General features: G+C 49.1%; 41 protein-coding genes. 4 read left to right on the forward strand and 37 right to left on the reverse strand.

The genetic code is table 11. The features are described 5' to 3' along the window. Positions 1-39: 39 nt before the first annotated feature. Complete coding sequence (locus DYA43_RS22185) at positions 40-948, reverse strand: LysR family transcriptional regulator (RefSeq protein ID WP_061055715.1); 909 nt, start codon at positions 946-948, stop codon at positions 40-42. Between the two features lie 116 nt (positions 949-1,064). On the opposite strand from DYA43_RS22185, the gene DYA43_RS22190 reads away from it, so the two are divergent. Then, positions 1,065-1,568 (forward strand): lactoylglutathione lyase family protein, encoded by a 504-nt coding sequence (locus tag DYA43_RS22190; RefSeq protein ID WP_020328440.1) that lies wholly within the window; start codon positions 1,065-1,067, stop codon positions 1,566-1,568. Between the two features lie 47 nt (positions 1,569-1,615). On the opposite strand, the gene DYA43_RS22195 is transcribed toward DYA43_RS22190, so the two are convergent. After that, a complete protein-coding gene (locus DYA43_RS22195; protein ID WP_061055716.1) occupies positions 1,616-2,083 on the reverse strand; it encodes an HPP family protein in 468 nt (155 codons plus the stop codon). Positions 2,084-2,183: 100 nt separating this feature from the next. Here DYA43_RS22195 and DYA43_RS22200 point away from each other — a divergent pair, with 100 nt between their 5' ends. Then, positions 2,184-2,741 carry a TetR/AcrR family transcriptional regulator gene (locus DYA43_RS22200; RefSeq protein ID WP_061055717.1) on the forward strand — a complete coding sequence of 186 codons (558 nt, stop codon included), beginning with the start codon at positions 2,184-2,186 and terminating at the stop codon, positions 2,739-2,741. On the opposite strand, the gene DYA43_RS22205 is transcribed toward DYA43_RS22200, so the two are convergent. From DYA43_RS22205 to DYA43_RS22310, 22 genes are all read right to left on the reverse strand, one after another. Further along, positions 2,742-3,710 carry a D-2-hydroxyacid dehydrogenase family protein gene (locus tag DYA43_RS22205; protein ID WP_061055718.1) on the reverse strand — a complete coding sequence of 323 codons (969 nt, stop codon included), beginning with the start codon at positions 3,708-3,710 and terminating at the stop codon, positions 2,742-2,744. A gap of 60 nt (positions 3,711-3,770) precedes the next feature. Next, positions 3,771-4,364, reverse strand: a complete 594-nt coding sequence (locus DYA43_RS22210; protein ID WP_061055719.1) for an O-methyltransferase — start codon at positions 4,362-4,364, stop codon at positions 3,771-3,773. Positions 4,365-4,397: 33 nt separating this feature from the next. Then, positions 4,398-5,084 carry a DUF4336 domain-containing protein gene (locus DYA43_RS22215; RefSeq protein ID WP_061055720.1) on the reverse strand — a complete coding sequence of 229 codons (687 nt, stop codon included), beginning with the start codon at positions 5,082-5,084 and terminating at the stop codon, positions 4,398-4,400. Positions 5,085-5,106: 22 nt separating this feature from the next. Further along, positions 5,107-5,721 (reverse strand): LysE family translocator, encoded by a 615-nt coding sequence (locus DYA43_RS22220; RefSeq protein ID WP_020328434.1) that lies wholly within the window; start codon positions 5,719-5,721, stop codon positions 5,107-5,109. Between the two features lie 24 nt (positions 5,722-5,745). Further along, positions 5,746-6,276 carry a GNAT family N-acetyltransferase gene (locus tag DYA43_RS22225; protein WP_061055721.1) on the reverse strand — a complete coding sequence of 177 codons (531 nt, stop codon included), beginning with the start codon at positions 6,274-6,276 and terminating at the stop codon, positions 5,746-5,748. Between the two features lie 61 nt (positions 6,277-6,337). Next, complete coding sequence (locus DYA43_RS22230; protein ID WP_061055722.1) at positions 6,338-6,772, reverse strand: hypothetical protein; 435 nt, start codon at positions 6,770-6,772, stop codon at positions 6,338-6,340. Positions 6,773-6,927: 155 nt separating this feature from the next. Next, positions 6,928-7,476 (reverse strand): cysteine hydrolase family protein, encoded by a 549-nt coding sequence (locus DYA43_RS22235; RefSeq protein ID WP_020328431.1) that lies wholly within the window; start codon positions 7,474-7,476, stop codon positions 6,928-6,930. Between the two features lie 95 nt (positions 7,477-7,571). Next, positions 7,572-8,153 carry a DJ-1/PfpI family protein gene (locus tag DYA43_RS22240; RefSeq protein ID WP_061055723.1) on the reverse strand — a complete coding sequence of 194 codons (582 nt, stop codon included), beginning with the start codon at positions 8,151-8,153 and terminating at the stop codon, positions 7,572-7,574. Between the two features lie 21 nt (positions 8,154-8,174). Next, entirely contained in the window at positions 8,175-8,618 is a 444-nt protein-coding gene (locus DYA43_RS22245) for a GNAT family N-acetyltransferase (RefSeq protein WP_024375193.1), read from the reverse strand. Between the two features lie 16 nt (positions 8,619-8,634). Next, positions 8,635-9,102 carry an OsmC family protein gene (locus DYA43_RS22250; protein ID WP_024375194.1) on the reverse strand — a complete coding sequence of 156 codons (468 nt, stop codon included), beginning with the start codon at positions 9,100-9,102 and terminating at the stop codon, positions 8,635-8,637. Positions 9,103-9,118: 16 nt separating this feature from the next. After that, positions 9,119-9,748 carry a LysE family translocator gene (locus DYA43_RS22255; RefSeq protein ID WP_061055724.1) on the reverse strand — a complete coding sequence of 210 codons (630 nt, stop codon included), beginning with the start codon at positions 9,746-9,748 and terminating at the stop codon, positions 9,119-9,121. A 162-nt stretch (positions 9,749-9,910) separates the two neighbouring features. Further along, positions 9,911-10,312, reverse strand: a complete 402-nt coding sequence (locus tag DYA43_RS22260) for an NUDIX hydrolase (protein WP_020432716.1) — start codon at positions 10,310-10,312, stop codon at positions 9,911-9,913. A gap of 35 nt (positions 10,313-10,347) precedes the next feature. Then, positions 10,348-10,698, reverse strand: a complete 351-nt coding sequence (locus tag DYA43_RS22265; protein ID WP_020432717.1) for a GlpM family protein — start codon at positions 10,696-10,698, stop codon at positions 10,348-10,350. A 175-nt stretch (positions 10,699-10,873) separates the two neighbouring features. After that, positions 10,874-11,512, reverse strand: a complete 639-nt coding sequence (locus DYA43_RS22270) for an alanine--tRNA ligase-related protein (protein WP_061055725.1) — start codon at positions 11,510-11,512, stop codon at positions 10,874-10,876. Positions 11,513-11,548: 36 nt separating this feature from the next. Continuing rightward, the gene (locus tag DYA43_RS22275) at positions 11,549-11,968 is read right to left on the reverse strand and encodes a MazG nucleotide pyrophosphohydrolase domain-containing protein (protein ID WP_061055726.1); all 420 of its coding nucleotides are present in this window, start codon (positions 11,966-11,968) and stop codon (positions 11,549-11,551) included. Next, complete coding sequence (locus DYA43_RS22280; protein WP_061056084.1) at positions 11,956-12,312, reverse strand: hypothetical protein; 357 nt, start codon at positions 12,310-12,312, stop codon at positions 11,956-11,958. Before DYA43_RS22280 ends, DYA43_RS22275 begins: the two co-directional genes overlap by 13 nt. A gap of 7 nt (positions 12,313-12,319) precedes the next feature. Then, positions 12,320-12,715, reverse strand: a complete 396-nt coding sequence (locus DYA43_RS22285; protein WP_061055727.1) for a VOC family protein — start codon at positions 12,713-12,715, stop codon at positions 12,320-12,322. Between the two features lie 3 nt (positions 12,716-12,718). Further along, positions 12,719-13,096, reverse strand: coding sequence for a SpoIIAA family protein (locus DYA43_RS22290; protein ID WP_020328418.1), 378 nt, complete (start codon positions 13,094-13,096; stop codon positions 12,719-12,721). Positions 13,097-13,122: 26 nt separating this feature from the next. Further along, positions 13,123-13,605, reverse strand: a complete 483-nt coding sequence (locus DYA43_RS22295) for a YbaK/EbsC family protein (RefSeq protein ID WP_061055728.1) — start codon at positions 13,603-13,605, stop codon at positions 13,123-13,125. Between the two features lie 83 nt (positions 13,606-13,688). Continuing rightward, positions 13,689-14,342, reverse strand: coding sequence for an HAD family hydrolase (locus tag DYA43_RS22300; RefSeq protein ID WP_061055729.1), 654 nt, complete (start codon positions 14,340-14,342; stop codon positions 13,689-13,691). A gap of 36 nt (positions 14,343-14,378) precedes the next feature. Beyond that, positions 14,379-14,783, reverse strand: a complete 405-nt coding sequence (locus DYA43_RS22305) for a VOC family protein (RefSeq protein ID WP_020328415.1) — start codon at positions 14,781-14,783, stop codon at positions 14,379-14,381. A 29-nt stretch (positions 14,784-14,812) separates the two neighbouring features. Then, entirely contained in the window at positions 14,813-15,292 is a 480-nt protein-coding gene (locus tag DYA43_RS22310; RefSeq protein WP_061055730.1) for a GNAT family N-acetyltransferase, read from the reverse strand. A 126-nt stretch (positions 15,293-15,418) separates the two neighbouring features. On the opposite strand from DYA43_RS22310, the gene DYA43_RS22315 reads away from it, so the two are divergent. Then, positions 15,419-16,105, forward strand: coding sequence for a tRNA (adenine(22)-N(1))-methyltransferase (locus DYA43_RS22315; RefSeq protein WP_061055731.1), 687 nt, complete (start codon positions 15,419-15,421; stop codon positions 16,103-16,105). Here the strand turns inward: DYA43_RS22315 and DYA43_RS22320 are convergent. The 11 genes from DYA43_RS22320 to DYA43_RS22370 form a co-directional block, all read right to left on the reverse strand. After that, positions 16,102-16,833 (reverse strand): glucose 1-dehydrogenase, encoded by a 732-nt coding sequence (locus tag DYA43_RS22320; protein WP_061055732.1) that lies wholly within the window; start codon positions 16,831-16,833, stop codon positions 16,102-16,104. The two genes, DYA43_RS22315 and DYA43_RS22320, sit on opposite strands and share 4 nt — an antisense overlap. A gap of 33 nt (positions 16,834-16,866) precedes the next feature. Next, positions 16,867-17,430 carry a class IV adenylate cyclase gene (gene cyaB, locus DYA43_RS22325; protein ID WP_061055733.1) on the reverse strand — a complete coding sequence of 188 codons (564 nt, stop codon included), beginning with the start codon at positions 17,428-17,430 and terminating at the stop codon, positions 16,867-16,869. Between the two features lie 132 nt (positions 17,431-17,562). Continuing rightward, positions 17,563-18,027, reverse strand: a complete 465-nt coding sequence (locus DYA43_RS22330; RefSeq protein WP_061055734.1) for a GNAT family N-acetyltransferase — start codon at positions 18,025-18,027, stop codon at positions 17,563-17,565. A gap of 80 nt (positions 18,028-18,107) precedes the next feature. After that, entirely contained in the window at positions 18,108-18,650 is a 543-nt protein-coding gene (locus DYA43_RS22335; protein WP_061055735.1) for an isochorismatase family protein, read from the reverse strand. A gap of 9 nt (positions 18,651-18,659) precedes the next feature. After that, positions 18,660-19,136, reverse strand: a complete 477-nt coding sequence (locus tag DYA43_RS22340) for an HAD family hydrolase (protein WP_020328407.1) — start codon at positions 19,134-19,136, stop codon at positions 18,660-18,662. Between the two features lie 42 nt (positions 19,137-19,178). Next, the gene (locus tag DYA43_RS22345) at positions 19,179-19,628 is read right to left on the reverse strand and encodes a hypothetical protein (protein ID WP_038127497.1); all 450 of its coding nucleotides are present in this window, start codon (positions 19,626-19,628) and stop codon (positions 19,179-19,181) included. Positions 19,629-19,676: 48 nt separating this feature from the next. Beyond that, entirely contained in the window at positions 19,677-20,213 is a 537-nt protein-coding gene (locus tag DYA43_RS22350) for a DUF924 family protein (RefSeq protein WP_024374549.1), read from the reverse strand. Positions 20,214-20,295: 82 nt separating this feature from the next. After that, on the reverse strand, positions 20,296-20,766 hold the full coding sequence (locus DYA43_RS22355; protein WP_024374548.1) for a GNAT family N-acetyltransferase: 471 nt from the start codon (positions 20,764-20,766) through the stop codon (positions 20,296-20,298). A gap of 108 nt (positions 20,767-20,874) precedes the next feature. Beyond that, positions 20,875-21,249 (reverse strand): hypothetical protein, encoded by a 375-nt coding sequence (locus tag DYA43_RS22360; RefSeq protein ID WP_020328403.1) that lies wholly within the window; start codon positions 21,247-21,249, stop codon positions 20,875-20,877. 158 nt (positions 21,250-21,407) lie between these two features. Further along, positions 21,408-22,022: a class I SAM-dependent methyltransferase gene (locus tag DYA43_RS22365; protein ID WP_061055736.1), complete on the reverse strand. Its 615-nt coding sequence runs from the start codon at positions 22,020-22,022 to the stop codon at positions 21,408-21,410. A gap of 12 nt (positions 22,023-22,034) precedes the next feature. Further along, positions 22,035-22,448, reverse strand: a complete 414-nt coding sequence (locus tag DYA43_RS22370) for a GNAT family N-acetyltransferase (RefSeq protein ID WP_061055737.1) — start codon at positions 22,446-22,448, stop codon at positions 22,035-22,037. A 192-nt stretch (positions 22,449-22,640) separates the two neighbouring features. Between DYA43_RS22370 and DYA43_RS22375 the strand changes: the two genes are divergently transcribed. Further along, positions 22,641-23,114, forward strand: a complete 474-nt coding sequence (locus tag DYA43_RS22375; protein ID WP_020328400.1) for a peroxiredoxin — start codon at positions 22,641-22,643, stop codon at positions 23,112-23,114. 52 nt (positions 23,115-23,166) lie between these two features. Here DYA43_RS22375 and DYA43_RS22380 read toward each other — a convergent pair whose 3' ends face one another. Next, positions 23,167-24,072: an EamA family transporter gene (locus DYA43_RS22380; RefSeq protein WP_061055738.1), complete on the reverse strand. Its 906-nt coding sequence runs from the start codon at positions 24,070-24,072 to the stop codon at positions 23,167-23,169. Between the two features lie 56 nt (positions 24,073-24,128). Continuing rightward, complete coding sequence (locus tag DYA43_RS22385) at positions 24,129-24,524, reverse strand: GFA family protein (protein WP_020328398.1); 396 nt, start codon at positions 24,522-24,524, stop codon at positions 24,129-24,131. Positions 24,525-24,537 lie beyond the last annotated feature (13 nt).

A 24,537-nucleotide genomic window follows, 5' to 3' on the forward strand; every position in this document is an offset into this window, starting at 1 on the left:
CCATTCTACCTCTACCCAAGATCAATTGCATCGACACACTCAGGTCACTGCGCGTAAACAGGGGGATAGCATCGTTTTTAATGCCTGATTAAGATACGCCATGCGCTGAGGTAATACGCGGTGACGTTTGTGTATCAGATATAAGGTTTCATACACTTGGGTTTCGCTCTGCCATACTGCAATGTTGCTCTGATCAACAAAGCTACTGATCGCCGACTTCGGTAACAAAGTAAACCCCAACCCTTTCGCAACAGGTATCAGTATCTGATTGATTTGATTAACATAACTTTTCACTTTGAGACGGGCGGTATCCAGATTGCGAAGCGCTTCATCACCACAGCGTGACAAGTAAAGTGACAAGTAATGCTCCGCATCAGGGTGACTGACTAATCCCAGTTCCAACAGCGTTTCTGGTCGATGGCAGCGCTGCTCATACCCTTTGGGCACCACAATAAACAACGGCTCCTGCCCGATTTCTTCTACTTGCAACATGCTTTGATTAGGCACGTAAGTCACAATGCCCACATCCGCGTCTCCATCCTCGATTTGACGCATGATGCGCAGATTAGGCGCTGCTTCCACTTCAATCGATAACCCAGGATGTTGATGCTGAATATCCAAAAGCTGCGGATATAACGTCAACGCCATCGCTCCCGAACACGCCAACTTATAGCGGCCAGAAAAAGGATCATCCTCACCGAGTTTAATCAGTAGGTTACGTTCATTTTGTTCTTGTTGGCAGGCGTAGTCATACATCATTTTGCCCTGCTCAGTGATCTCAAATGTTTTATTGATGCGCTTAATCAGGGTATGACCACACGCTTCTTCAAGTTTCCTGACATGCTGACTCACCCCTGGCTGGGTCATAAACAGCTTCTCGGCGGTCTGGGTAAAGTGACCCGTTTCAATCAGAGTTTTGAAGGTTGCCAACCAGTTCGGATTCAACATAGCTTAACCATAATAATAAATTATCAAAATAAGAATATATGATAATTTTTATCGCATCTACGTTTTGATTAATCTGTGCCTGTTCCAAAACACAAATCAAAACAAACGAGGTCATTATGTCTAATACTTATCCACGCGTTTTCTCTCACATTGGCATCTCAGTGCCCGATCTGGATGCCGCCGTAAAATTTTATACTGAAGTGCTGGGCTGGTACGTCATTATGCAGCCTACTGAAATTATTGAAGATGATTCAGCGATCGGCGAAATGTGTACCGACGTGTTTGGCTCAGGCTGGGAACGTTTTCGTATCGCTCATCTGTCAACTGGCGATCGGATTGGTATTGAGCTGTTTGAATTCAAGAACCAACAAAACCCGGAAGACAACTTCGAATACTGGAAAACAGGTATCTTCCACTTTGCGGTGCAAGATCCAGACATTGAAGCGCTTGCTGAAAAAATCGTCGCCGCTGGCGGTAAAAAACGCATGGCCGCACCACGATTCTATTACCCGGGTGAAAAGCCTTATCGCATGATTTACATGGAAGACCCATTCGGTAACATTCTTGAGCTTTATAGCCACAGCTACGAACTTCACTACTCTGCTGGCGCCTACAACTGATCAAAGTGTCAGCCACCTGCTTGATTAACGCAGGTGGCTGATGTTGTTCAAGCTCTGCTTTGACGAGCAGACAGCCACTTTCTGCTCCAGAGCTGATTTAGCTGGCCACACAATACAATCACCAACGCACCAATCAAAACCGGTGTTACCAGAAATAACCAACTTTGCCCGGTTAACATGATCAGTAACGGATTAGCGCCTGCCGGCGGATGCGTAGTTTTGGTCACTAACATCAAACTGATCGCAAGCCCTGTGGCAATCGCCAAGCTCCATGGCTCCACGGGCAGCCAATGCACAAATGCAAGCCCCACTGACGCAGTAATCAGGTGACCGAAAATCACGTTCTTTGGTTGCGCCAAGGGACTGTCCGGCACACCAAAAACCAAAACTGCTGTTGCCCCAAATGGCGCCATTAACCATAGCCCCGCACTGCTCCAGGCATCTGCGTAAGAAAGTAAACCAATCGCACAGGTTGCCGCGAATCCGGCGAGCAAAGCGGACTTCAAATGATTCATTCTGTTTCTCCTCATTAGTAGACCAATCTGTCTACTAATTTAAAATAGACAAGTCTGTCTACCTATGTCAACATCAATTTTATCGACACAGGAGAAACGTATGAGTGACAAGCGCGAGCAGTTGATCCAAACCGCACTGCTGCTGTTTTATCAATATGGTATTCGGGCAATTGGGATTAACGAGGTGCTCAAACAATCGGGCATTGCTAAGAAAACGCTCTATCACCACTTCAGCAGCAAAGAAGATTTGGTGCTGGCAGCATTGCAATATCGTGATGCCATCTTTCTTGATTGGTTACGCGGAGAAGTTAAATCCTTTCATCCAGGCTTAGAGGCCATGCAAGGATTATTTACCGCACTGGATCGCTGGTTTCACAACGACGTACCAGAACTGAATCCGTTTCGCGGCTGCTTTTTTATCAACACCGCCGTTGAGTATCGGGAAGATAATCCGCAGTTGGCCGAGTACTGTCGAGCGCACAAAGCCAAAGTCCGCGACTTAGTGCGTCAATGCCTGACCGACGGACAAGCCCAGCAGGCAGAGTTGCTGGACACGTTGTGTGTGCTGAAAGAAGGAGCCATCGTGACAGCGCAGGTCAACGGCGACATGAATGCCGCCCGGCCCATTTTGAGTTTGCTGCCACGTTTGTTGGCTTAATTATTTGCGCGCAACCAGATTAGTTGGTTGCCCTTTGGCAAACGCGACAACGTTGTCAAAGGCATGCTTGAAATAGAGCTCGTAGCTTTGCCGCTCGACGTAGCCCAGATGCGGCGTGCACAGCACATTGGTAAGGTTTAGTAACGGCTGCGTGCCTGCTTCACAAGGTTCTTGCTCATACACATCAACCGCTGCAAGGCGGGTTGGGAATTCTGTCATTGCACGATACAACGCATTAGGTTCCACCAGCTCTGCTCGACTCGTGTTCACAAACAACGCATCCGATTTCATCGCGGCAAGATCCTGATACGTCACAATGCCGCGCGTGGCCTCATTCAGTCTCAGGTGCAACGAGATAATATCTGCGCTGGCGAAGAATTCGGCCTGACTTTCCGCAGCGCTGAAACCGTGCTCATCAGCAAGTTGGCGTGATGCCTCACTGCCCCACACTAACACTGGCATACCAAACACCTTGGCATACTGCGCGATTTTCTGGCCAATTTTGCCATAACCCCAGATACCGAGAGTTTGTCCGGCGAGCACTCGCCCTAGCCCTAGTCCGTCATTTTGCTGCCAATACCCTTGTTGAAACTGCGTTATATACTGCGGAATATGGCGAGAGGCGGACATAATCAGTGCCCAACACAACTCTGCAGGAGCAGTCGGTGAGCCAATCCCCTCTGCGATCTCAACGTCATAGCGATGACACAGATCGACATCAATATGATTACTGACTTTACCCGTTTGGCTGATGAGCTTCAGGTTGGGACAGCGGGCCAGCAATGATTCGGTGATCACGGTGCGCTCGCGGATCAGCACCAAGGCATCAAAAGGCGCTAAAGCAAGCGCCAACGCTTCGTCCGTCTCAAACGTGTGGTTAAACACCGTCACGTCATAGCCATCCAACAGTTGAAAGACTTTCAACCCGCGTACTACATCCTGATAGTCATCCAGAATTGCGATCTTCATTGTCATTAGTCCGTTTGTTTCACGTAGTTAATTGGATTTTTGATTTTATTGTCTGATGCGTCACACGGACTTATAGATCAGGTATTCCCCTTTGCCGACCGTGAGAAGACTGGTGGTAAATTCGTCACGCCGCTCAAAGTAGTCGACAAAAGTTTGTATCTCGTTTGCGTGCGAAATGGCGTTGTCGACCACAATCACGCCACCAGGTTTTAAGCGCGCTAACACAGGTTCAATCAATTGAGGATATACACTGCGCTGAGTATCCATAAACACCAAATCAATCTCTTGGGGTGCATGGTGTATCTGTTCAAGCACATCGCCGACTAATATATCGATCGAATGTTCAACCCCAACCCGCTTAAAGTTGGCCATGGCCTCTGCCACTTTATGTTCGCTGCGCTCGATCGTAAAGATTTGCCCGTCTTCAGGCAGTGCAGCCGCGAACCATAGCGTCGAATAGCCATTTGATGTACCCAGTTCCAGTATGCGTTCAACCTGACAGCTTTTGACTAACCAATAGAGAAACTCTCCGGTATCACGGGTGATGTTAAGGTACTTGAAATTTCTATCCTGCTGCTGAGCGTCATTGTTGATTCCCTGCTGTTCCAGTGCATTCAACAGAGTCTGCATCTCCGGGCTGAGTTTGTTTTGCATGTTGCTCCTCCTTCTTCAACACCGTTTACCGCTTTATTGCAACCAGCTAAATGAGCGTCGCAAAAATGCGGTGCCGTTTTCGGTAATGCGTTCACCGTGCGCCATCACGATTTGATGGGGTTGCCAGGTCAACATGGTATCGAGATGCTGCTTCGCCTCACGTTTATGGAAGATAAAGCTGAGACGCCAATCCAGTGGCATTTTTCCGTGAGGTGCCACCACACCGGCTGCTTTGGCTAGGGACATTTTCCAGCCGCCAAACGCTTTGGGTGAGAAGTTTTCAATCAGGTCAGTCACAATCAGCGTCGCACTAGCGCGATGAAAAAAGACCGCCTCCTGCATCACCTTAGAACCGGTAAAGAGCAGATAAGCGATCTCTTCATGCCAAGGGCTAACGAACTCTGCATTCAACACGCCATCAAAGCGGAGATCCGGCCGTTTATCGATGACCTGCTGTGTACCGTAGGTACGAGCATTAGGATAGGCTTGTTGCCAGTCATGGACGAACAGATGGTGCAGATGATTGGGCGCGATCAAGTATTCCACCTCCCCCAACGCATCAATCTCTTGTTGCAGTTCAGGTGTCAAACGAATCGGACTATGAATCCAGAGTTTATAGTTAGCTTGCCTGACCACAGCCATTCGAGTGGTATAAGGCAAAGTAAAGAAAGGCACCGCCTCTCCATCTACAATCCAGATATTTTCGCCAATTGCATGCATGTTGCACCTCTCGGTTGGAGTTTCACACGTTCAGTTGATACACAATTTCTCGTACGACAGGAATGACCGATACCACTAATAAGGCCGCCATCACCCAGTTAAACCATTGTCGTTGCTTTGGAGACTGAAGCCATTTTTTGAGTAACGACCCAAACATCAGCCATACGCCGACACAAGGAAAAGAGACAACAAAAAAGGTCGCCGCGATGGTCAGATTCTGAGTGACAAAGTTTGCTCCTACCGTGGTGAAAGCCGCAATCGCTCCGGTTGCCACCACCCAGGCTTTGGCATTCACCCACTGAAAAAGCGCCCCTTTCATAAAACCAAACGGTTGAGTTTGTGCCGCCGTCTGAATGGCATCCGATGAGCGGGCAATCAACCAGGCAAGATAAAGTAAATAGGCCGTACCGATGCATTTAATGAGCAGGTGCAACATGGGAAAGAGATCAAACAGCTGGCCAAATCCAAGCCCGACCAACAGCAACATCACCGTAAATCCGACACAAATCCCGGTCAGCAGAGGCAAACTCTTCTTTACGCCAAAGTTAAGCCCCGACGTCATCACCATAATGTTATTGGGGCCGGGCGTAACCGATGAGGAGATCGCAAACAGAATCGTCGCCCACAAATATTCCATATTCCGCTCTCCTTAGTTAAGGGATCAGCTCACCGAGCGGTCCGTTTCAATCCAGTAACGCGCCAGTTCACACCCAAATACATCTCCCCAGATCAGGCTTTCAAACACGCCACCATTGCGTTCGATTACCCCTCTCGACGCCCAGTTGTTCGAGTCCGCGACCAGCAGTGCACGTTCAATGCCTAAATCGTGTGCGTGTTGCAGAGCGAGAGACAGCATCTGGCACCCGGCCCCTTTTCTACGATGTGATGGCGCAACGTCGTAACCGATATGACCACATTCCAGACGCAAAAAGTCATTCTCAATATGGTGCCTGATACGGATGGCGCCAATCACTCGCTCTTCATCATCCACCAGCCAGAAATGGTTGCAAGGCACATAGCCCGGTGGTAAACCAATGCCCCGAGCTTGATCATTAAGTTGCAGCACATATTGTCCGAAATCATGCTGGCTGGGCTCGTAATAAGCGGCATTGTCAGGATCATGGGTAACAAAATCCTGATAAAAATTCGCAAATGCACGCTGATAATTGAGATGAGGAGAGACTAGTTTCAATACTTATTCCCTTCAGACAAAAAGAGCCCGATTTCGGGCTCTTTAAACATCAAACGATCCATTAAAGCTTAACGACTTCACCCGTCAGCGCAACACCCGCGATTACCGCACCAGCGCCGCATTGGAATGTCTCTTTATTCGAAGTCAGGTTGTTTTTGTAGTTCGATTTGATATTGATCACCGCGTTTCCGCCTTCCTTAACGGCGCGATCTTTCAGAGCCAACATCGCAGAAAGAAATACCCACTGGCACGCTTCTTCATCCGTTTTGTTGAACGAGTTGGTTTTTTTGTTGGTTTTAAACTCACCCATCGCTTTCACCACTTTTGGGTGTTTTTGATCACCAAAGAAAAAGCGAATGTCGTCGCCCAATTTAGCCTTGGCGGCTTCTTGGCTTAACGCATCTTTAATCGAGTAATTACCAATATCATCACGGGCATAAGCCGAAGCAGAGCAAAGCACTAAAGCGGAAAGGATCGCAGTAAGGATCTTTTTCATTGTTTTATCCTGAAAATGGTGGAACTGCGGCAATTGATTTGCCTTGTTAAGAAACTCATACCATATCGGTTTACCAAGCCGCCTGTAAACAACTTATTGATGCAGCAAATCATTTACAGGCTGTAGTTCTCAGTTTCGCAACCGGAAAGAGTCACCTAATCCGCACATTGGCAGATTTCGGTGGTGGTCATGGCTTTAATCGGGACTCGAAAACTGGAGATATGTGACAACACAAAAGAGTGGTGATGACGAATCAGTTCCGCTGAAGCATGCGGTTTATCGTGCGTAGTATGGGCATCGGTTGCCAGTTTGATGGCGTACCCCAATGCTGCCGCACGACGAGTGGTAGTATCAACGCAGAAATCCGAGGCATACCCGCAAATGATCAGCTCATCGATATCCTGCTCTTCCAACAACGAACGCAGATCCGTGTGATGGAACGAATCCGGCGTGGTTTTGCGAACGAACAGATCACCTTCTTCGGTATTCAAATCGTGCTGCAGTTGCCAGCCTTCACTCTCATACTTGAGTTCAGGGTATTCCGGCTCTTCATGCTGAATGAAGATAACGGGATAGCCTTGCTCTCGGGCCCATTTGCTCAGGGTATTGATATTGCGAATCACATCTTTAGCCGCGTAAGGCTTGGGGACAGGTTCGAAAAGGGATTCCTGAACATCGATAATCAGTAACGCTTTATTTTTCATACCACATCTCTCTGAATCTTTGTGCAATCATCTGAATGTACTTTCAAATGACTTTAACCTTCTCTCAACAAGCATAATTCACCTTAGGCGATCCTTCATTGTTGAGTTTTATTCCAATCGTATTCCATTTGTCTTGCGGTACGTTCTGCCAAAGACATTGAGTCAAGTACTGACACCAGATACAAACTCATATCAATGCCGGCAGAAATCCCGGCCGACGTCGTAATATTGCCGCTGCGAACCCAACGCACCTTTTCCTGCACATCAAGCGCCGGAAACATCGCTCTAAAATCAGCGATGTCTTCCCAGTGCGTGGTCACTGGCTGGTCAGTTAAAACACCAGCCTGCGCGAGCAAAAAGGCCCCGGTGCACACAGAAGCCACTTCTTTGGTCTCTCTTGCAGCGCCGCGAATCCAATCGAGCACCTCAGTCTTTTCCAGTTCTGCGGTGTGTACACCACCAACCACAATCAAAACATCAATCGGTGGATGATTCTGGAAGCAATAATGGGGATTCACCAAATACCCACCGCGCGCCTTGACCAAGGTGTCATGTTGCGCCACGAAAAAGACATTCCAATCATTGCCTGCTAAACGTTTTGCTGTACTGAGCACCTCAAACGGCCCGGAAAAATCGAGCACTTCAGCGTCATCATAAATATAAATCGCGATATTCATCCCTGAACCCTTATTTGTTATCTATTCGACACGTTGTGTGTAGTGGTCGAATGCTGTCACCTTCACATAGCCGTGGGATTCATACAGCGCTTTCGCCTGTTCATTATCGACCGCAGTCGCCAGTTTTACTGTGAGCGCCTGCGTCTCTTTGGCATAGTGACGAATATGTGTGAGCAATAATCCAGCAACACCCTGACGACGCGCCGCAGAGGAAACAAACAGATCGTTCAGATACCACATCCTTTTCATCGCCACCGATGAAAAGGATGGATACAACTGGGCAAATCCGAGCAGCTTGCTGTCGTGTTGCACCACGAAAATCACCGAGTCCCGCGCATCTAACCGCTGCGCGATAAAATCGCGCGCGGCGCTGAGGTTGGCGGGTTGATTGTAGAACTGGCGGTAAGCATCAAACAGTTCCGCCACCGCGCTTAAATCCGAAGATGTAGCTTGTACAACCTGCATCCTTACTTCCTTGCAGTTACAGTACGATTTGCGTCGTGACTTCAGTTTTGACGGAATTCGCAATAAAGCAGTTTTCATGCGACTGATGATGCATTTTTTCCAGCATTTCAAGATTAGGTTGCTTGTCGCCAGAGAAGACCACTTTTGGCTTTAACACCACTTTGGTCAATGCCACTTTACCCTGTTCATTCGGTTCAAGTGTTCCGACTGCATTATCTTCGTAGGATTCGATCACATAACGTTTCTTGGCTGCAATCGACAAAAACACCAACATATGGCAACTCGACAATGCCGCAACCATCGCTTCTTCCGGATCGACGTTGGCTTCCACTGAGAGTGGTAGCGGCACAATGTGAGGAGATGCCGAAGCCGGGACGGTAACGCCACCATCAAATTGCCATTCGTGACCACGACTGTACTGATTATCACTGAACACTTCGTCCGGCTGACGTTGCCATTTGACGGTTGCGCCATACTGCGACATGCATTTCTCCTGTTGCTTAAGTTCTCGATACGGTAGATAGCCACGCGCCAGCGCCTACAAATACGCCGCCAGTCAGGCGGTTAAACAGCTTGGCGCGTCCTTTGGCCAGAATCCAGGTGGAAGATTTCGCGCCCAGATAGGCATAAAAGCACAACCACGACAGCTCCATGATCATGAAAGTCGAGGCAAAAATGGCATACTGGGAAAACAGCTCTGCTTGCGTGTCAATAAATTGAGGGAACAAGGCGGTGAAAAACAGAATGGCTTTGGGGTTGCTGGCTCCGACGATAAAACCACTCACGTAATGGGAACGATAGCCCGCAACCTGACTGCTCTCGCCATTGGTCATTTCATAGTGATCTTGTTTTGAGGTCAGTGCTTTTAAACCAAGGTATGCCAGATAAGCCGCGCCCAGCCATTTCACCACATTAAAGATGATTTCTGATGAAGCGATAAGGACGCCAAGACCAGTAAACGACAGAGTCATGATTCCCGTAATGGCCGTCAGGCTGCCTAATGCGGTCGCGAATGCACGACGCCAACCAGAGACCACACCTTTAGTCATGCACAACAGAGAACTCGGCCCAGGAGATGCAGTTAAAATCAGCACAGCCAGGGCGTAAACCATCCAGGTTTCAATCGACATAGGAAACTCCTTTTCCTGAGTTAATAAATTAGGGTTGCTGCATCATGCCAGTACAACTAACGATGCCATCTTATGCGGTTTATCCTGACCGCGCAGAAATTCAACCATACGCATAAAACGATGAAATGTTAACCAATTTTTATGCTATGCCGTGCACCAGGCTTAGCCAAGCACGCCACTGGCATACAAGCGCTGATATTCCATAACCGCCAGCTTGTCGGCGTCAGTTTCCACCGCATTTGGATCAATATTCGCCCAGAAGACTTCATCCGCCTCATGACAGGCTATATCGCCGCTCCATTGCGGAATCACGTAATAATGCAGAAGCTGTAACTCTCCGGTCGGGTGATACAGAGAACAGAGGTATACCGATTTTTGTGGGGAAACGGCCAGTTCTTCATCAAGCTCGCGAAGCAGCGCATCGGTCTGGTTTTCCCCCAGTTCAATATGCCCGCCCGGAATCGCGACGATGTTTGGATCATGCGTTTTCGCGGCAGAGCGCTTTTCCAGCAGCATCTGACCATTCTTAACCAGCAAAAACGACACACATTCAAACACTTCCATTTTGACTTCCTTCTTCGATGATGCCTGGGCTGACTTTACGCCATACTCGGATGAAAACGACTCCAGCTCAACAAGAGCACAGCGGCGAATGCCACCCAAACCAGTGTCGCCAAACTCAGCGTCCACACCAGATTATATTTGTAACTGAAATAGTACACGGAGAGCAGATAGGCAGCATATGGAATCAGCGAATAAAGGCCAAACAGTGCCGTAACGCGCAGCTCCTCCATCGTCCGTTCGCTGCCGACAATATAATGCGCAATCAACGCAAAAGTAGGAAACAGTGGCACTAAACCGGAAATGAAAAAGCTTTTACTTTTAGACAGCAGCGCAATCAGCAAAACCGCAAACGCGCCAAGTAAGCATTTGAAAAACAGAGCGACCATGGATAATCCCTTACAACTGATCTTTCATCCCATACGCGTTGTTTTCTATCATGCCAGCGGGGCAAGCCCGACAACACGGTGACACAGAAAACGCGTATCGCATGTACAAAGGGTCAATATAGGATTATGCAACCGGATGTAAAAACCAAATTATCACTCTGTGAGAATTCAAAGGCTATGCAAGGTAAATTTCTACTCGCTCTTTACCTCCGCCAATATTCTTCCGCTTGAGACGAATGCCGCCGACTTCGCCCGTGCTTTTCAGATGGGTACCGCCACACGGCACTTTAGCAAACCCCTCAACTTGCCAGTAACGGCGCTCTTCGGTTTCATCGGAAAACGCACTGATGATCGGTGAATCTTGCGCGATGATCTTGTTCGCTTGCTCTGTAAGTTCTGGCAGCAAAGGCGCGATGCTCTCTGGCCAATAGAAATCGATGCGACTCTTATCCTGTGAGATGTGCGCGCCGATTTTCTCAACTTCTGAAAATTTCTGGTAGAACAATTCCAACACCACTTCAGCGGCGAAATGTAACTTCATTAGTTGATAACGACGCGGCCAGTCGATTTGAACCCACACCTCTTCGCCCACACCAAACGCGGCATCTTGATCCAGGGTATAACGAATGGTTCGCCCCTGTTTTTCAGCCTTTGTCACCGCAATGCCAGCAATGGTGCCGCTGTCGCTTTCCTGACCACCAGATTCTGCATAGAAAATGGTTTCTTCCAGTTCAACCTGTGAGCCTTCGACCCAGCTGACTCTGGTTAAATGTTCGGTTTGATAGGGATTAGCCCAAAATTGCTTTTTACACATTCCTTGTGTCTCTCTCATAATATGCAGTGCTGACGCTTAACTATTTTGTACGCGGGCTTTATGTGCATTCCACGCCTGCTGCTCTGTCTGCAATGCCACTTTCTGCTGTGCTTTGACTTCGTCCCAACGGATGCCCTGTTCAATCGCGCTGATGCGCTGCTCATATTTTTTGCATGCACGGGCAATCACACTTTCCAGTTTGATCTCACTCTCTTTTTCCAGCGCCAGCAGCAAATTGAGGTAATCCCAAAGAACATCTCCGAGTTCTTCTTCCAGATAGCAGCGTCGCTCGTGAGGGATCTCTTCTTCAACTTCCTGCAGCTCGGATTGAATTTCATGCAGATAGGTCTGAGCGCCCTGAAACCAATCACTGGATTGGTCGATATCGCTTTTGCGCTGCGCAATCGCCAGCAACGCTTCTACGTTTGAGCCCAGCGCCTGAGTTAGTGTCTCCATTGACCTCTCTCTTCGAGAATAACTTTTGAATCCTGCACGACGCGCAAGATGCCATTTTCCAGTACTTGGTATTCGGTATTACCGTTGAAGAAGTGATACCCCAGAAAGCGACAAGGTGTTTTACCATCCTTACACATCATGTGCAGCGTTTCGCCTTTAAGCGCGATTAGCTTTCCGCTTTCTTTGGCTTGGCCTACATACGTGACATTGTCACAGGAAACATTGCCTTCTTCACACTGCGAAGTCACTTCCACCACATAATGCGGCGTTTCCAATGTGGCACTCAACACTGGCATCGTCATGAAAGCCAGAACTAAACACCACAGACGAGGTCGAAATTTCAAAACACTTTTACTCACTAGTGACAAACGGATAATTAGACAGCTCAATCAGGTTTCCATCCGGATCGCGCACATACACCGAGCGAATAGGCCCGACAGCACCAGTACGGGTGACCGGACCTTCTTCAATCTCAATAGCATGCTCTTGCAAGGTGACAATAACCATATCAAGCGGCGTGTGAGTGATAAAGCACAGGTCTGCGCTTCCGGCCTGAACTGTGCGAGCTTTGGGTTCAAATTCCGCCCCCAACAGATGGAGATTAATTTTCTGATTACCAAAACTGAGTGCGCGACGTCCTTCACCAAAAGTGACCGGCGTCATACCCAGAATCTCACTGTAGAATGCAACGGTCGCCTCAATGTCCGCGACCGTCAGCACCCAATGATCTAAATGGCTGATCTGCATATATTATTCCAGCCATTCCAACGCTTGAGCATAATCATCAAAAAAGCGAATTTCACCGGAGATAAACCAACTGCCAATCTTGGCCGCTAACTCTTGCCAACCGGGCTTACCATACAGCGCGATCTTATCGAAGTCAGAGCCGTGCTTGAGACCCAGCTTAAAATCGTCCCACGCGGCACGCAGCTCCCAGCCTTCCAGCTCAGTAGCATCAAACAACACTTTGACTTTCGGTTCATTCACTTTTACCAGCGCCGCATCAAGCATGGGTGTCATAATTTCATAGTCTTGATGAGTCAGGGTTCCTACGGCCTTGATGACCACGAAAAACTGCTCATCTACCCTATCTAACCCAATGGAAATGCCGTGTCGTTGAAAACTCATAACGCCTCCTTACACTGTGTTTTGGATTACTTTGCCAGTTCAACCCAGGTGCCCTGAGTCAACTGTTCCAGTTCGCTTGAGTGTAGTTCAAACAAGGAGTTCGGCGTGCCAGCCGCCGCCCAAATGGCGTCATAAAGTTTGAGCGCCGGGTCAAGTATGGTGGTCACTTGCGCATGATGGGCAACTGGCGGAACGCCACCGATCGCATAGCCGACTTTCTCACGCACAAAATCAGCGTCCGCTTTGCTCAACTTAATGCCCGTGGCTTGCTCCACTTTGCGTGTACACACCATGTTCGCACCAGACGCAACGATCAGTACCGGTTCACCTGTCGCTTTGTTTTTGAAGATCAGCGACTTTGCGATTTGACCAATCGTGCAACCGACCGTTTCTGCTGCTTCCGCCGCCGTACGGGTTGAGGCAGGCATTTGCCTGACCACAAATTGCTGCCCATGGCGGGAAAGAAAATCCTGCACGCGTTGCGATGAGGCTTTGAGATCCTGGCTCATGACGTTGACTTCCTTGTTGATGATTTGACTACAAACATAACGCGCCACCTATGTGGCCGCAACCCGTTTGACCAGCGCTCGGCTTATCTCTGCTCCACGGGTTGTGGTAACAAAGCAGCAAAATCGCGGATAGACATGAGCGCACGACTCAGATCGTTGTGGCGGTTAAACTCGTGTTGAATTGCAATCACGTCGCAGCCGCTTGCGCAGCCAGCCTCAATGCCTGCTGTAGAATCTTCGAATACCAGCGCGTCTTTTGCTGCAACATTGAGCCTTTTTAATGCCAGCAGGTAAGCTTCAGGATGCGGCTTGTGTTGGGTGACATGCTCCTGAGTAATGACCAAATCAAACGCATCGGCTAAATCCAGCGATGACAGAATACGCTCCACCATCCATGTCGCCGCAGAACTGACCACTGCGCAGCGTTTATGCTGTCGTTTCAGTTCGGCTATGTAGTTCTTCGCGCCCGGAGTCAGGGTTAACGCTCCATTAAGCAGGCGCTCGTAGTGAGTTCGAAAATGACGGTTGAATTCGGCTAAATCGGGAGAAATACCGGTATGGCGAAAAAAGTGTCCGGTCACCGTTGGCCAGTTTTCTCCCATTACCTGCTTGTAAATATTATGGTCGACAGTCTGTCCGTACTCCTGGCAAGCCAGTGCTAGCGCCTGACCTTTCAACGGTTCTGAATTCACTAATGTGCCATCCATATCGAACAGATAAGCCTGATAATCCTTCAATGGGAACTCCTTTGACGTTGGCAGAATGGTTTTTGTTTAATTGTCTACGTAGGGCTTCAGCTCCACGACATTGCCTTCGGGATCATCAAGGTATACTGAGCGCCCAAAACCTTGCGCGCCATAACGCTTGGCGAAATCCGAATGCGGAATATTGTGACCATCGAGAAAGGCCGTCAGTTCCCCTTCATCGACTGGCGTAATCTGCAAGCAAAAATGATCGACATTGCGTCCGTCCTGCTCAGGCGCTTTACCGCCCAGTTGCCCGAGCTCGCTATCTACGGTCACGATATCGATCAGCGCATTGCCCGCACGAAGCTGTGTGAGCCCCTGCGGCAATTCCCGTTCAAGCTGACAGCCCAGTATGGTTTGATAAAAATGCAGCATCTGATCCAGTTTGGTAGTGCGCAGCACTATGTGGTCCAGCCCGTGTATCTTGATCATGGTTGTTCTCCTTAACTCACCCCGCGTGTTTATGCCTTGGCAAACGCCTTGAGCGCATCACCTTCAAAGCGAAAATACTGTTTTTCCGCCACTTGGGCGGCATGAATTTTCTGATAAAACGCCGCCGCACCCGGGTTGGTGGTTTCCGCGGTCCAGTCGAGGCGCAAACACTGTTTATCCAGCGCTTCTCTGGCAAGGTATTTCATCAACTGCTCGCCCACACCGAGCCCTCGCGCCTGCTGCGATACAAACAAATCTTTCATATACATCTGCCCGGACAAACGCGGCGCGGGATACATAATGGTGTACGTGGCAAAACCAACTATCTGATCATTTACACTGGCCGCAACCAAGCGGACTCCGGAATGATCAGCGAACAGACCGTGTTGCAGATAATCAAGAATATCGCATTCGCTCGCCGCATCCTGACCAAAATAGTAACGTTCGAGCTCTGAAAAAATGGGCACCAGCAAGTGAGCTTGATGCGAAGTGATCGGGAGAATGTTCACGTGATAAATCGTCCTTTTCTTCGGCCATGTATCCGTACTTGAGAATGGCCCTTTTGCTGAAAATGCTTCGCCAAGCTGCGCTTAGTCTCTACAATAGCGCCTCTTTAACGACTTTGCTGTAAACGAATGAAACTGAGTAAACGCCTGCAAACCCTTGATAGCCTCGTCACACAACACTATGACCACATCTGGGACTGCTGTTGTGACCACGGATTTTTGGGCATGACGTTGCTAAAACGTCAGGCGGCCACGCAAGTGCATTTCGTCGATATAGTGCCGGACTTGATGGATTTACTGCACCAGCGTCTGGAGCGCTATTTTCCGCGTCAAGCCGGGTTTGACTGGCAGATACATTGCCAGGATGTCGGCACTTTGCCTCTTGCTCAACATGAGGGAAAGCATCTGGTGATCATCGCCGGCGTTGGCGGAGATTTAATGTCAGAGTTGGTTAAAGCGATTATTCATGCTCATCCGAATACGACGATCGAGTTTCTGCTGTGTCCGGTCCATCACACATACACCTTGCGCTCTCTGTTACAGGAATTAGGCGCGCAGTGCATCAGCGAAACCTTGCTGGAAGAGAACGGCCGTTATTACGAAGTGCTGCACGTAGTGACTCGTTCTCAAACGCATCAACATCGTAGCTTGAGCAAGGTCGGAGAACAGATCTGGCAGCAATCCGATCAGCAGCGCGAGCTAGCCAAACGCTATCATGCCAAGTTGCTGGCACACTATGCCCGCATGCAACAGAGTACGCCCGACAAAGTCGCGCCCATTCTGAAGGCCTATCAGGCAATCACATTTGACGATTAACGCCCACCGGCAAGATCAATAAACGATCCGGTCACATACGAGGCTTCCTCTGACAGCAACCACGCGATAGCATTCGCGACTTCTTCCGAAGTACCGCCCCGTTTCAATGGAATGTTAGGCGCCAGCCGATCCACGCGTCCCGGTTCGCCGCCGTCGGCATGCATCTCCGTATAGATAAAGCCCGGACGGACGCCATTCACGCGGATGCCCTGTTCGGCCACTTCCAGCGACAACCCTTTGGTCAATGAGTCCATCGCGCCTTTCGATGCAGCATAGTCAACATATTCGAATGGTGCGCCGCTGCGTGAAGCCGCAGAAGAGACGTTCACAATCGCGCCACCAGAAGGCATCTGTTTAAGAGCTTCCCGGCAACATAAAAAGCAGCTGGTCACATTCGTGTTCATCACATGGTTAAACCGTTCGAGGCTCATGTCTGCCAATCGGCTCTGCTTATCCAATATGCCCGCATTATTGACCAGATGCGTCACCACGCCAAAACGTTGCTCAGTAGCAGCGAAAAGCGCTTCGACCTCCTGCTCATTGGCTACATCGGCCTGCATGGCAAACGCGCGACCGCCCATGTCGGTAATGGCACCCACCACTTGATCGGCACTGGCCTGATTCGCACGGTAGTTGACACACACCGCATACCCTTGTTTTGCGAGCAACTTAGACGTTGCCGCTCCAATACCCCGGCTTCCGCCAGTCACAATCACAACTTTATTCATACTCTTCCCTGATACGGCATCCTTCCAACTGAATTAGGATGCCTTGGTATTATGATGGAGCTCAAACAGCGTACGGTAGGAATGATGCTCGCGCTGCTGCTCCGTTAATCCAAACGTCGCAGCCAGTTCGAGGAGCTGCGCACGGTATTGTTCAAGCGCGCTGTCGTCATCCGTCATAATGGCGAACTCGGCAAATTCTCCGATTCCCGGCAGGACATCGACCGTAATGTGAAAATCGCCGACAAAATAGATACTGCGAGTCTTTTGCATCGTTAACACACATTCATAACCCAAGGTGACGAGCATGCTTTTCGCGGCTTCGACATCAGTAATATTGGTTGCCTGACAGCGGTCATCACCCGGCCCTTTTACAATCCACAAGCGGTTACCGGATGGCTGCATGTCACGAATGCACAGCGCTTTACTCTGCTCACGCAAAGTACGTTGCGGCGTATCGAAATAGTCATCACGCTCGTAATTGTCTTCCAGCATAATGTCATGCGGGATCTGGCTTAACCGTTTAAGAAACTGGGCTTTAGAAGCGATGCGATATTTCAACTCCACTTCATAACGACCCGAAAAATGAGATTGACTCATGAATGAAGGCTCCTATCACACCAAGGCGATCAAACGCTGCTCAGTGTGTACAACGGGATAGTTCAGGAAACGCGCTTCCTAGCAATAAGGCACCTTAACAAAAAGGCTGCAGTAGTTGCAGCCTTCTCACCCTTATTTATCGACCAGATCACGCGTCATGAACTTGCTGTTTGGGTCTGGTTGGTAATTGGCAAAAGGCTCGCAGTAGCGAAAGCCGTTTTTCTCATACAGCGTACGCGCCGGAATAAAAAACGTTTCAGACCCGGTTTCCAGGCTCAATTTTTGATAACCACGAACCTTAGCTTCGTTGATCAAATGTGATAAAAGCTGCGATGCCACACCGCGATTACGGGCCACCGATGAGGTTCGCATCGATTTGATTTCCCCATGCTGCGCGTCCAACTCTTTCAGCGCAACACAGCCGAGCACTTCACCGTCATCTTTCGCTGCCCAAAAGGTAATTGAAGGGTGTTTGAGCGCTTCGACATCCAGAGCGTGTACACTTTCTGGTGGTGATGTGGCGTACATGTCCGCCAGATGTTCTTCCAACAGACGAACAACGCCTGAACCTTGTAAATTATCGACTGCAATCTCCATTGCCTGCTGTGTCCTTGCTTTTACGATATGAAGGCCACATTCTTCATGGCAATCCACGTGACGTCAATGCGAATCTCGGTTTACTTAATCAGCTGCAATATAGGTTTAAACTCCGCAGCGCGACAATCTTCCACCAGCTCATAAAGACACATTTCCACTGAAGTAAGGTGCGCACCGAGTTGGGCCATTTTGTGCAGCCCCAGCGCTAAGTTGGCTTCAGCACGTGAGGAGACGCAGTCCTGCACCACTTCAACGTGCAAGCCATCCGCGAGCAATCCGCAAACGGTCTGGTAAACACAAATGTGCGCTTCGATACCACACACCAGCCAGTTTGTGGCCCCGGTGCGGTTGATCGCGTCCACAAAAGCCGTTTCTTTTCCTGCACCAAAGTGAAATTTTTCAATGGGTTGTGAACTACGCAACAACAGTTCACACAATTCCGGATGCGTTTCTCCGAGCTTGTGCGGATTTTGCTCCAGCCAGATGATTGGCAATTCCAGAATCTGTGCGCCCTGTATCAGCGCTTTCACGTTGTGAATCAGAGCATCACTGTGTTGAACGATTTGCGCTAATCGGCCCTGAATGTCGACCACGATAAGGCCAGTATTGTGTTTACCGAGCATAGCGAGTTCCTACTCTTCTATCAGTTCTGCCAACGAATGGATCATCGCACCAGAGTACGGCTTGTCCGCCATCTGATGAGAAGGGTTATACCAGATGGCCTGCATGCCAGCATCGAGTGCGGGGAACACATCTTTATCTAGGGTATCACCCACCATGGTGACGTCAGCTGCAATGGCATCCAAGCGGTCCAAAATCCGTTCAAAAAATTCTGGCGTACCTTTGGCAATGCCAAGCGTCTGTTTGCAAAAATAGCCCTGAATGAATTCATCCAGCCCGACACGCGCAAACGCTCTTTGAATGTCTTCTTCACTTGAATCATCCGCATTGGTAGCAATGTAAATTTCGGCATGCAGGCTGAGCATTCGCAGCGCTTCCAGCGCTTGAGGAGTAGCTTCAACACTTGGCCAGTCACACATTTTTCCCGTCTGAGATGGATTATCGACCATGAGGGTATCTCCCCAGTCGAACAAGTAAATAGACGTCATGATTCCCCCCTCCTCACTCGAGCATTCATCACGCTCATGTTTTTACTCACTCAGCGTGTGCAGTTTTTCCTGATCGAGATATTTCTCGAACGCACCCATGTAGCTTTGTACGTTCTGATCGCCCATCAGTTCAGAGAATGCGACCTCGCCAACCACACTGAACGCCTGTTGAATCGCTGCCGGACCATATTCGCTGTAGGCAAGCTTAGTCTGTTCATAACAATCTTGCGCCAGCAAGCGGGTCACCAGTTTGCCCATATACTGGCTCGACTGATCTTTATCGCCCGCAGTGACATTAGCGTAGGATTTGATCTCATAATGAGATGCCATGGCGAAGAACACCCATTTCGCCAATTCTTTACGCTCACGCCCATTCATTGAATCGGTCAAACAGCTTTGTAGCTTACCCACCGAATTGCTCTCCTGAGCGAATGCAGGCAGCGCATTCATGCTCATTAACGTAATCAAACCTAGCGTTACTGACTTTTTCATCATCCTGACCTTACTTGTTTAAGAAACTTGTCGTTGTGAACTGGTTGACTAGAACGCAGAGTTTGGCAGCTTGAGAAATTCCAGCTCCTCTGCGGTCGATTGCCGGCCTAAAATCGCATTGCGATGCGGATAGCGACCAAAGCGTTCAATGATCGCTTTATGTTGCATTTCAAAATCAAGATTCACTTGCTCGCCAAGCTCGCTATAGAGATCCATGGCGGCGGCATGAATCAAACGCGATTCGCTGTGCATGAATGGCAGGTAAAGGAACACCTGCTCACTTTTAGTCAGTTGCTTGTGAAAGCCCTTTTCAATCGCAAACTGCGCAAGCGTCAGCGCCTGCGGATCCTGTGCAAACGCTTTGGGCGTATCGCGAAAAATATTACGCGAGAACTGATCGAGCACGATGACTTCAGCCAACGCACCTTGCGGGCATTGTCGCCAATGAAACAGCTCGCCTTTTACCGCTTGCTCATGCAACGGTGTAAAACGGTCACGAATTTGATCGTCGAGCGAAACATCCTTTTTCCACCACATCTCAGGGGTCAGCTCGTTGAACCAGAAAGTCAGAACACTTTGATACATGCCACGCTCCTCAAGGTTGAATTAAAAGTATATACGCTGACAACTTATTACTACTGAAGAAAAAGAGAGTGACCTGCCGTTGTCACGACAGGTCAAGCTGCATAATGTGTTGCGGCCCTGCTGCACCACCGAGATACAACTCACCAGTGTCTTCGAATCCGCCGCCAAGATAGCAGTGGCGCGCACCGGGGTTTTTACAATTCACCGTGAGATAAATGCGATGAAACTGAGGATAAAGGCGCTGCAAATACTCTTTCAGTAACCGGGCCGCCTGTTTACCATATCCATTCCCCTGCGCTTGTTGAGAGACAAAGAAAGCTCGCAAACCGAGATGATGGCTACCAGCAAAATCGTATTGTTGACTATAGAGGGTATCGATGAGAAAAAAGCCCACCACTTGGCCATCCGCCAACATCAGGTGCGGATGAATTTTGTCATCGATGTTGACCAGAATTTCGTCAATCGTACCGACAAACTTCACTTGTTCATCGGCCACATGAAGTTCTGCAACCTGAGTGAGATGTTGCGGTTGCATCGGTTGAAGAGTCAGCACGTTAGAGTCCTTTCACTATGAATCACAATGAATACTCTAACGTAAACAGAAAGTTAAAATAACCCCGGTGGCTCACGGTTCACGCAAGTGACCGGGGAGAAAGCCACATCAGGCTGATTTTGAACGAATAAACAGGACTTTCATCAGAACCATTCCCACCAGCACCAGAATGGAAGAAAGTGCCAGAATCGGGTCCAACACTTCCATGGCAATAAACTGGCCGTAAAGCAGGAATAAGCCAACAACCATGATCAAGACACCTACTTGATGGATCCAAAACTGCACTTTTGCCAGCGAAGTGTCGCCGTTGGTTAGCCACAACTTGTGGCATAAGCCATAAATGAACGACACCACAAACCCTGCCAGCATAATGTGAGCATGAGTGACTAACTGACCGTGATTGTGCGAAGCAGCCATGTAAATACCCAACAGCATCCCCAAAATCGCGTAACCCAAACTGCTTGTAACGAATTTCTTATCCATGCTCGATCTCCCCACCGAGACAAAAGACTCAGGTGCGAAGCTCGCATGACGACGATGATTTTGTTTTTCGGTTCGCACCCACCTCGATAACACTAGACCTTACACCGTCAGATTACCAAACTGCATACGCTTTAAGCAGTGATGTGCATATTTAAAAATCAGCGAGTTGCCGATTTTTGCAACACAACACCCAATCTTCCTTTGTCTCTGCCGCCATCCGGTTCGTTGACCAGTTCATGGCGCAGAATCCGAAAACCCATTTCCCGGCAATGGCGCAGCAACACCGGAACCGGGAAAGCATCATAGAAGAATTCATGCCCTAACATGATATCGGTAAAAGGCGGCAGATCCGTATCGCTACCACCGCTCGACAAAATCACCACACCTTCGGGTTCCAAGGCTTCAAAGACTTTACCCAGCAAGGTCAGATGTTCATGGCGTGGCAGGTGGAACATACTGTCCCAGATAATGACGCCGTGATAATGACCTGCGGGCTCAAACGATTCGAGTTCACTCTGAATCCATTCCTGTTGTGGCATAGCTCTTCGAGCAAGGCTTAACAGCCGCTCAGAACGATCAACGCCCGTCAGGGTAAAGCTGCGCTCAGTCATCATTGCCGCAATGGGAATACCATGACCACACCCCAAGTCTAATACTCGGCCTTGGGGCGGGATGTAACAGCGAAACAGTTCAAACAGCGCAAGGTCAGGCGCAGGTAAATGCGTGCGAAGCCGATTCCAATCCTCGGCAATGGCATCATAGTCCGTTTTCATGGCTCCTCCGGATTATTTGAGTTCCTCGGCCGACAGCATCGTCCACGCGCTGCCATGTTGGGTGAAGCCAATCTTCGGGTAATAATCCACCGCTTGCGGCGCAGCCAGCAGAATGACTCGGCAACCAGGTTTAAGCGCAGCGAAAGTATGTCGAATGAGCCCTTTGCCAATACCCTGAGCCTGAACCTGTTCAGAAACTGCCAGGTCAGACAGATAGCAGCAATAACAGAAATCTGTTACCGAACGAGCAACGCCCACCAACCTGTCACCCATCCAGGCGGTCACGAGTAAATCACAGTGGTTCAGCATACCTTCAATACACTCGCGATCTTCCATTGGCCGGCGAGGGCCCAACGATGTTTCATTCAGCAGCGTGATGAATTGATCAACGCTGATTTGACGTTCGGAAAAGTATTCCACCTGCATGCGTCACTCCCTGTGATAACTGTTTAATGTCAGACGGTTACCAACATAACGCTGCTTTAAGCAGCGTACAACCTGCGAAAGCAGAAATATCTCAATATCCCCAAGGTTTCTCTGTTTTTAGATCGCCCATTTGGGACTAGACTGTGGATAGAGTCTTATCCCATTCACTCCTATCCAAATTAAGGAATCATCATGATCGAACAAGGACAACACCTGCCAGAAGGTACACTGAGCCAGCTAACGAAAGACGGTATGGTTAACCACAACGTTAAAGAACTGTTTGCCGGCAAAAAAGTGGTACTGTTTGCTGTACCAGGTGCCTTCACGCCAACCTGTTCAGAAGCACACCTACCAGGTTACGTCGTTCAAGCAGACAAACTGAAAGAAAAAGGCGTCGACATCATCGCCTGTGTTGCGGTAAACGATGCATTCGTCATGAAAGCTTGGGGCGAAGCGCAAAACGCATCTGAACTGATGATGCTGGCAGACGGCGATGCAAGTTTCACGAAAGCACTGGGTCTGGAAATGGACACCGCTGGCTTTGGCGGCGTACGCTCACAACGTTACGCGATGATCATTGAAGACGGCGTTGTGACGACTCTGAACGTAGAAGCGCCAAAATCGTTTGAAGTGAGCAAAGTTGAAGCGATTCTAGAAGCGCTATAATCATTGCAGATAAGAAAAACGGAAGGCTTGGCCTTCCGTTTTTTTGTTTGTGTTATTCCGACTTACTGAGCGCAGCCTTCGGAGCACGCCGGGCAAGCATTTTTATCACCATGCCGCCGAGTACCGATACCGATAATCCGCATAAAATCAGAACCGCTCCCATCACTTCCAAGTGACTCATGGTTTCATCCAGCAACAAGCTGGAACTTACCATCCCCACCACCGGGATCAACAGCGCAAAAGGTGTCACCGATGCGGACGGGTAATGATTCAACAGCCAACCCCAGATGGCGAACGCCACCAAAGTAGAAATGTAACCAACGTAAATCACTGACCACCAGGCCTGCACACTGGTCGCAGCCAGTACTGCCAGCGGGTCACGAGTTTCGACCAGATACGAGATAGCAAACAGCGGTAGTGGCGGAACCAAACTCGCCCAAACCATGAAATGCAGCAGATTGACGTTTTTAATCCGTTTCATGATCAGGTTGGAAATCGACCAGAACAAGGCCGCGCATAAAATCAGTGTCACGCCAGTCAGTGTTACGTTGCCGTTAGCGGTAAAGAAAAACAGGCTAAAACCGATCGCCGCGATCGCAATCCCGAAAAACTGTGCTTTGGTGATCTTTTCTTTAAGTAACAGCACACTGAGAAGCACAGTGAAAATCACCTGCGCTTGAAGCAGCAGCGATGAGATACCCGCTGAGGCATCACTTTTCATCGCGACGAACAGGAAGCTGAATTTCAACACGCCGAGGAACACCCCTACACCAATGACATTCCATATCGACGTTTTCGGGAAGGGAATAAAAAACACGGCCGGAATCGCGACAATCAAGAATCGCAATCCTGAAAACATGATGGGCGGTAATTCTTCAAGGCCAAATTTGATGACCGAGAAATTCAGTCCCCAAATCAACACCACCAGCAATGATCCCAATACACTTCGAATATCCATTTCTGTCTGTTCCTTTGCCACTGACGATGGCGATTACTGTTTTGCTGACAAATATTTTAACGATCGGCAGGATGATTGACACCATCATTCGTGACAACGTCACCCAAATCAAAAGGATTAACCCCTTCCAGACAACCAACGTTGTAACCATACTGATGGGGATTGGAGCGACGCTGATGATGCGTGTAAATACCACAAACCGAACAAAAATAGTGCTTCGCGGTTTGAGTATTGAACTGATAGAGACGCAGCGCTTCCTGCCCTTTCACAATGCGTATCGCATCCAGTGTCACCGATGCCACAATGGCCCCTTTACGGCGACAAATAGAACAATCGCAACGGCGTGGATCCACAATGCCATCAGGCAAGCTGAGTTCCAACTCGACAGCGCCGCAATGGCAGGTTGCACGATGTTTTTCCCGAATAACCGTTGGGCCGACTTGTTTGATCATATTTCCTTCCTTT

The sequence above is a fragment of the Vibrio fluvialis genome (assembly GCF_900460245.1).
In the GTDB taxonomy this organism is placed as follows: domain Bacteria; phylum Pseudomonadota; class Gammaproteobacteria; order Enterobacterales; family Vibrionaceae; genus Vibrio; species Vibrio fluvialis.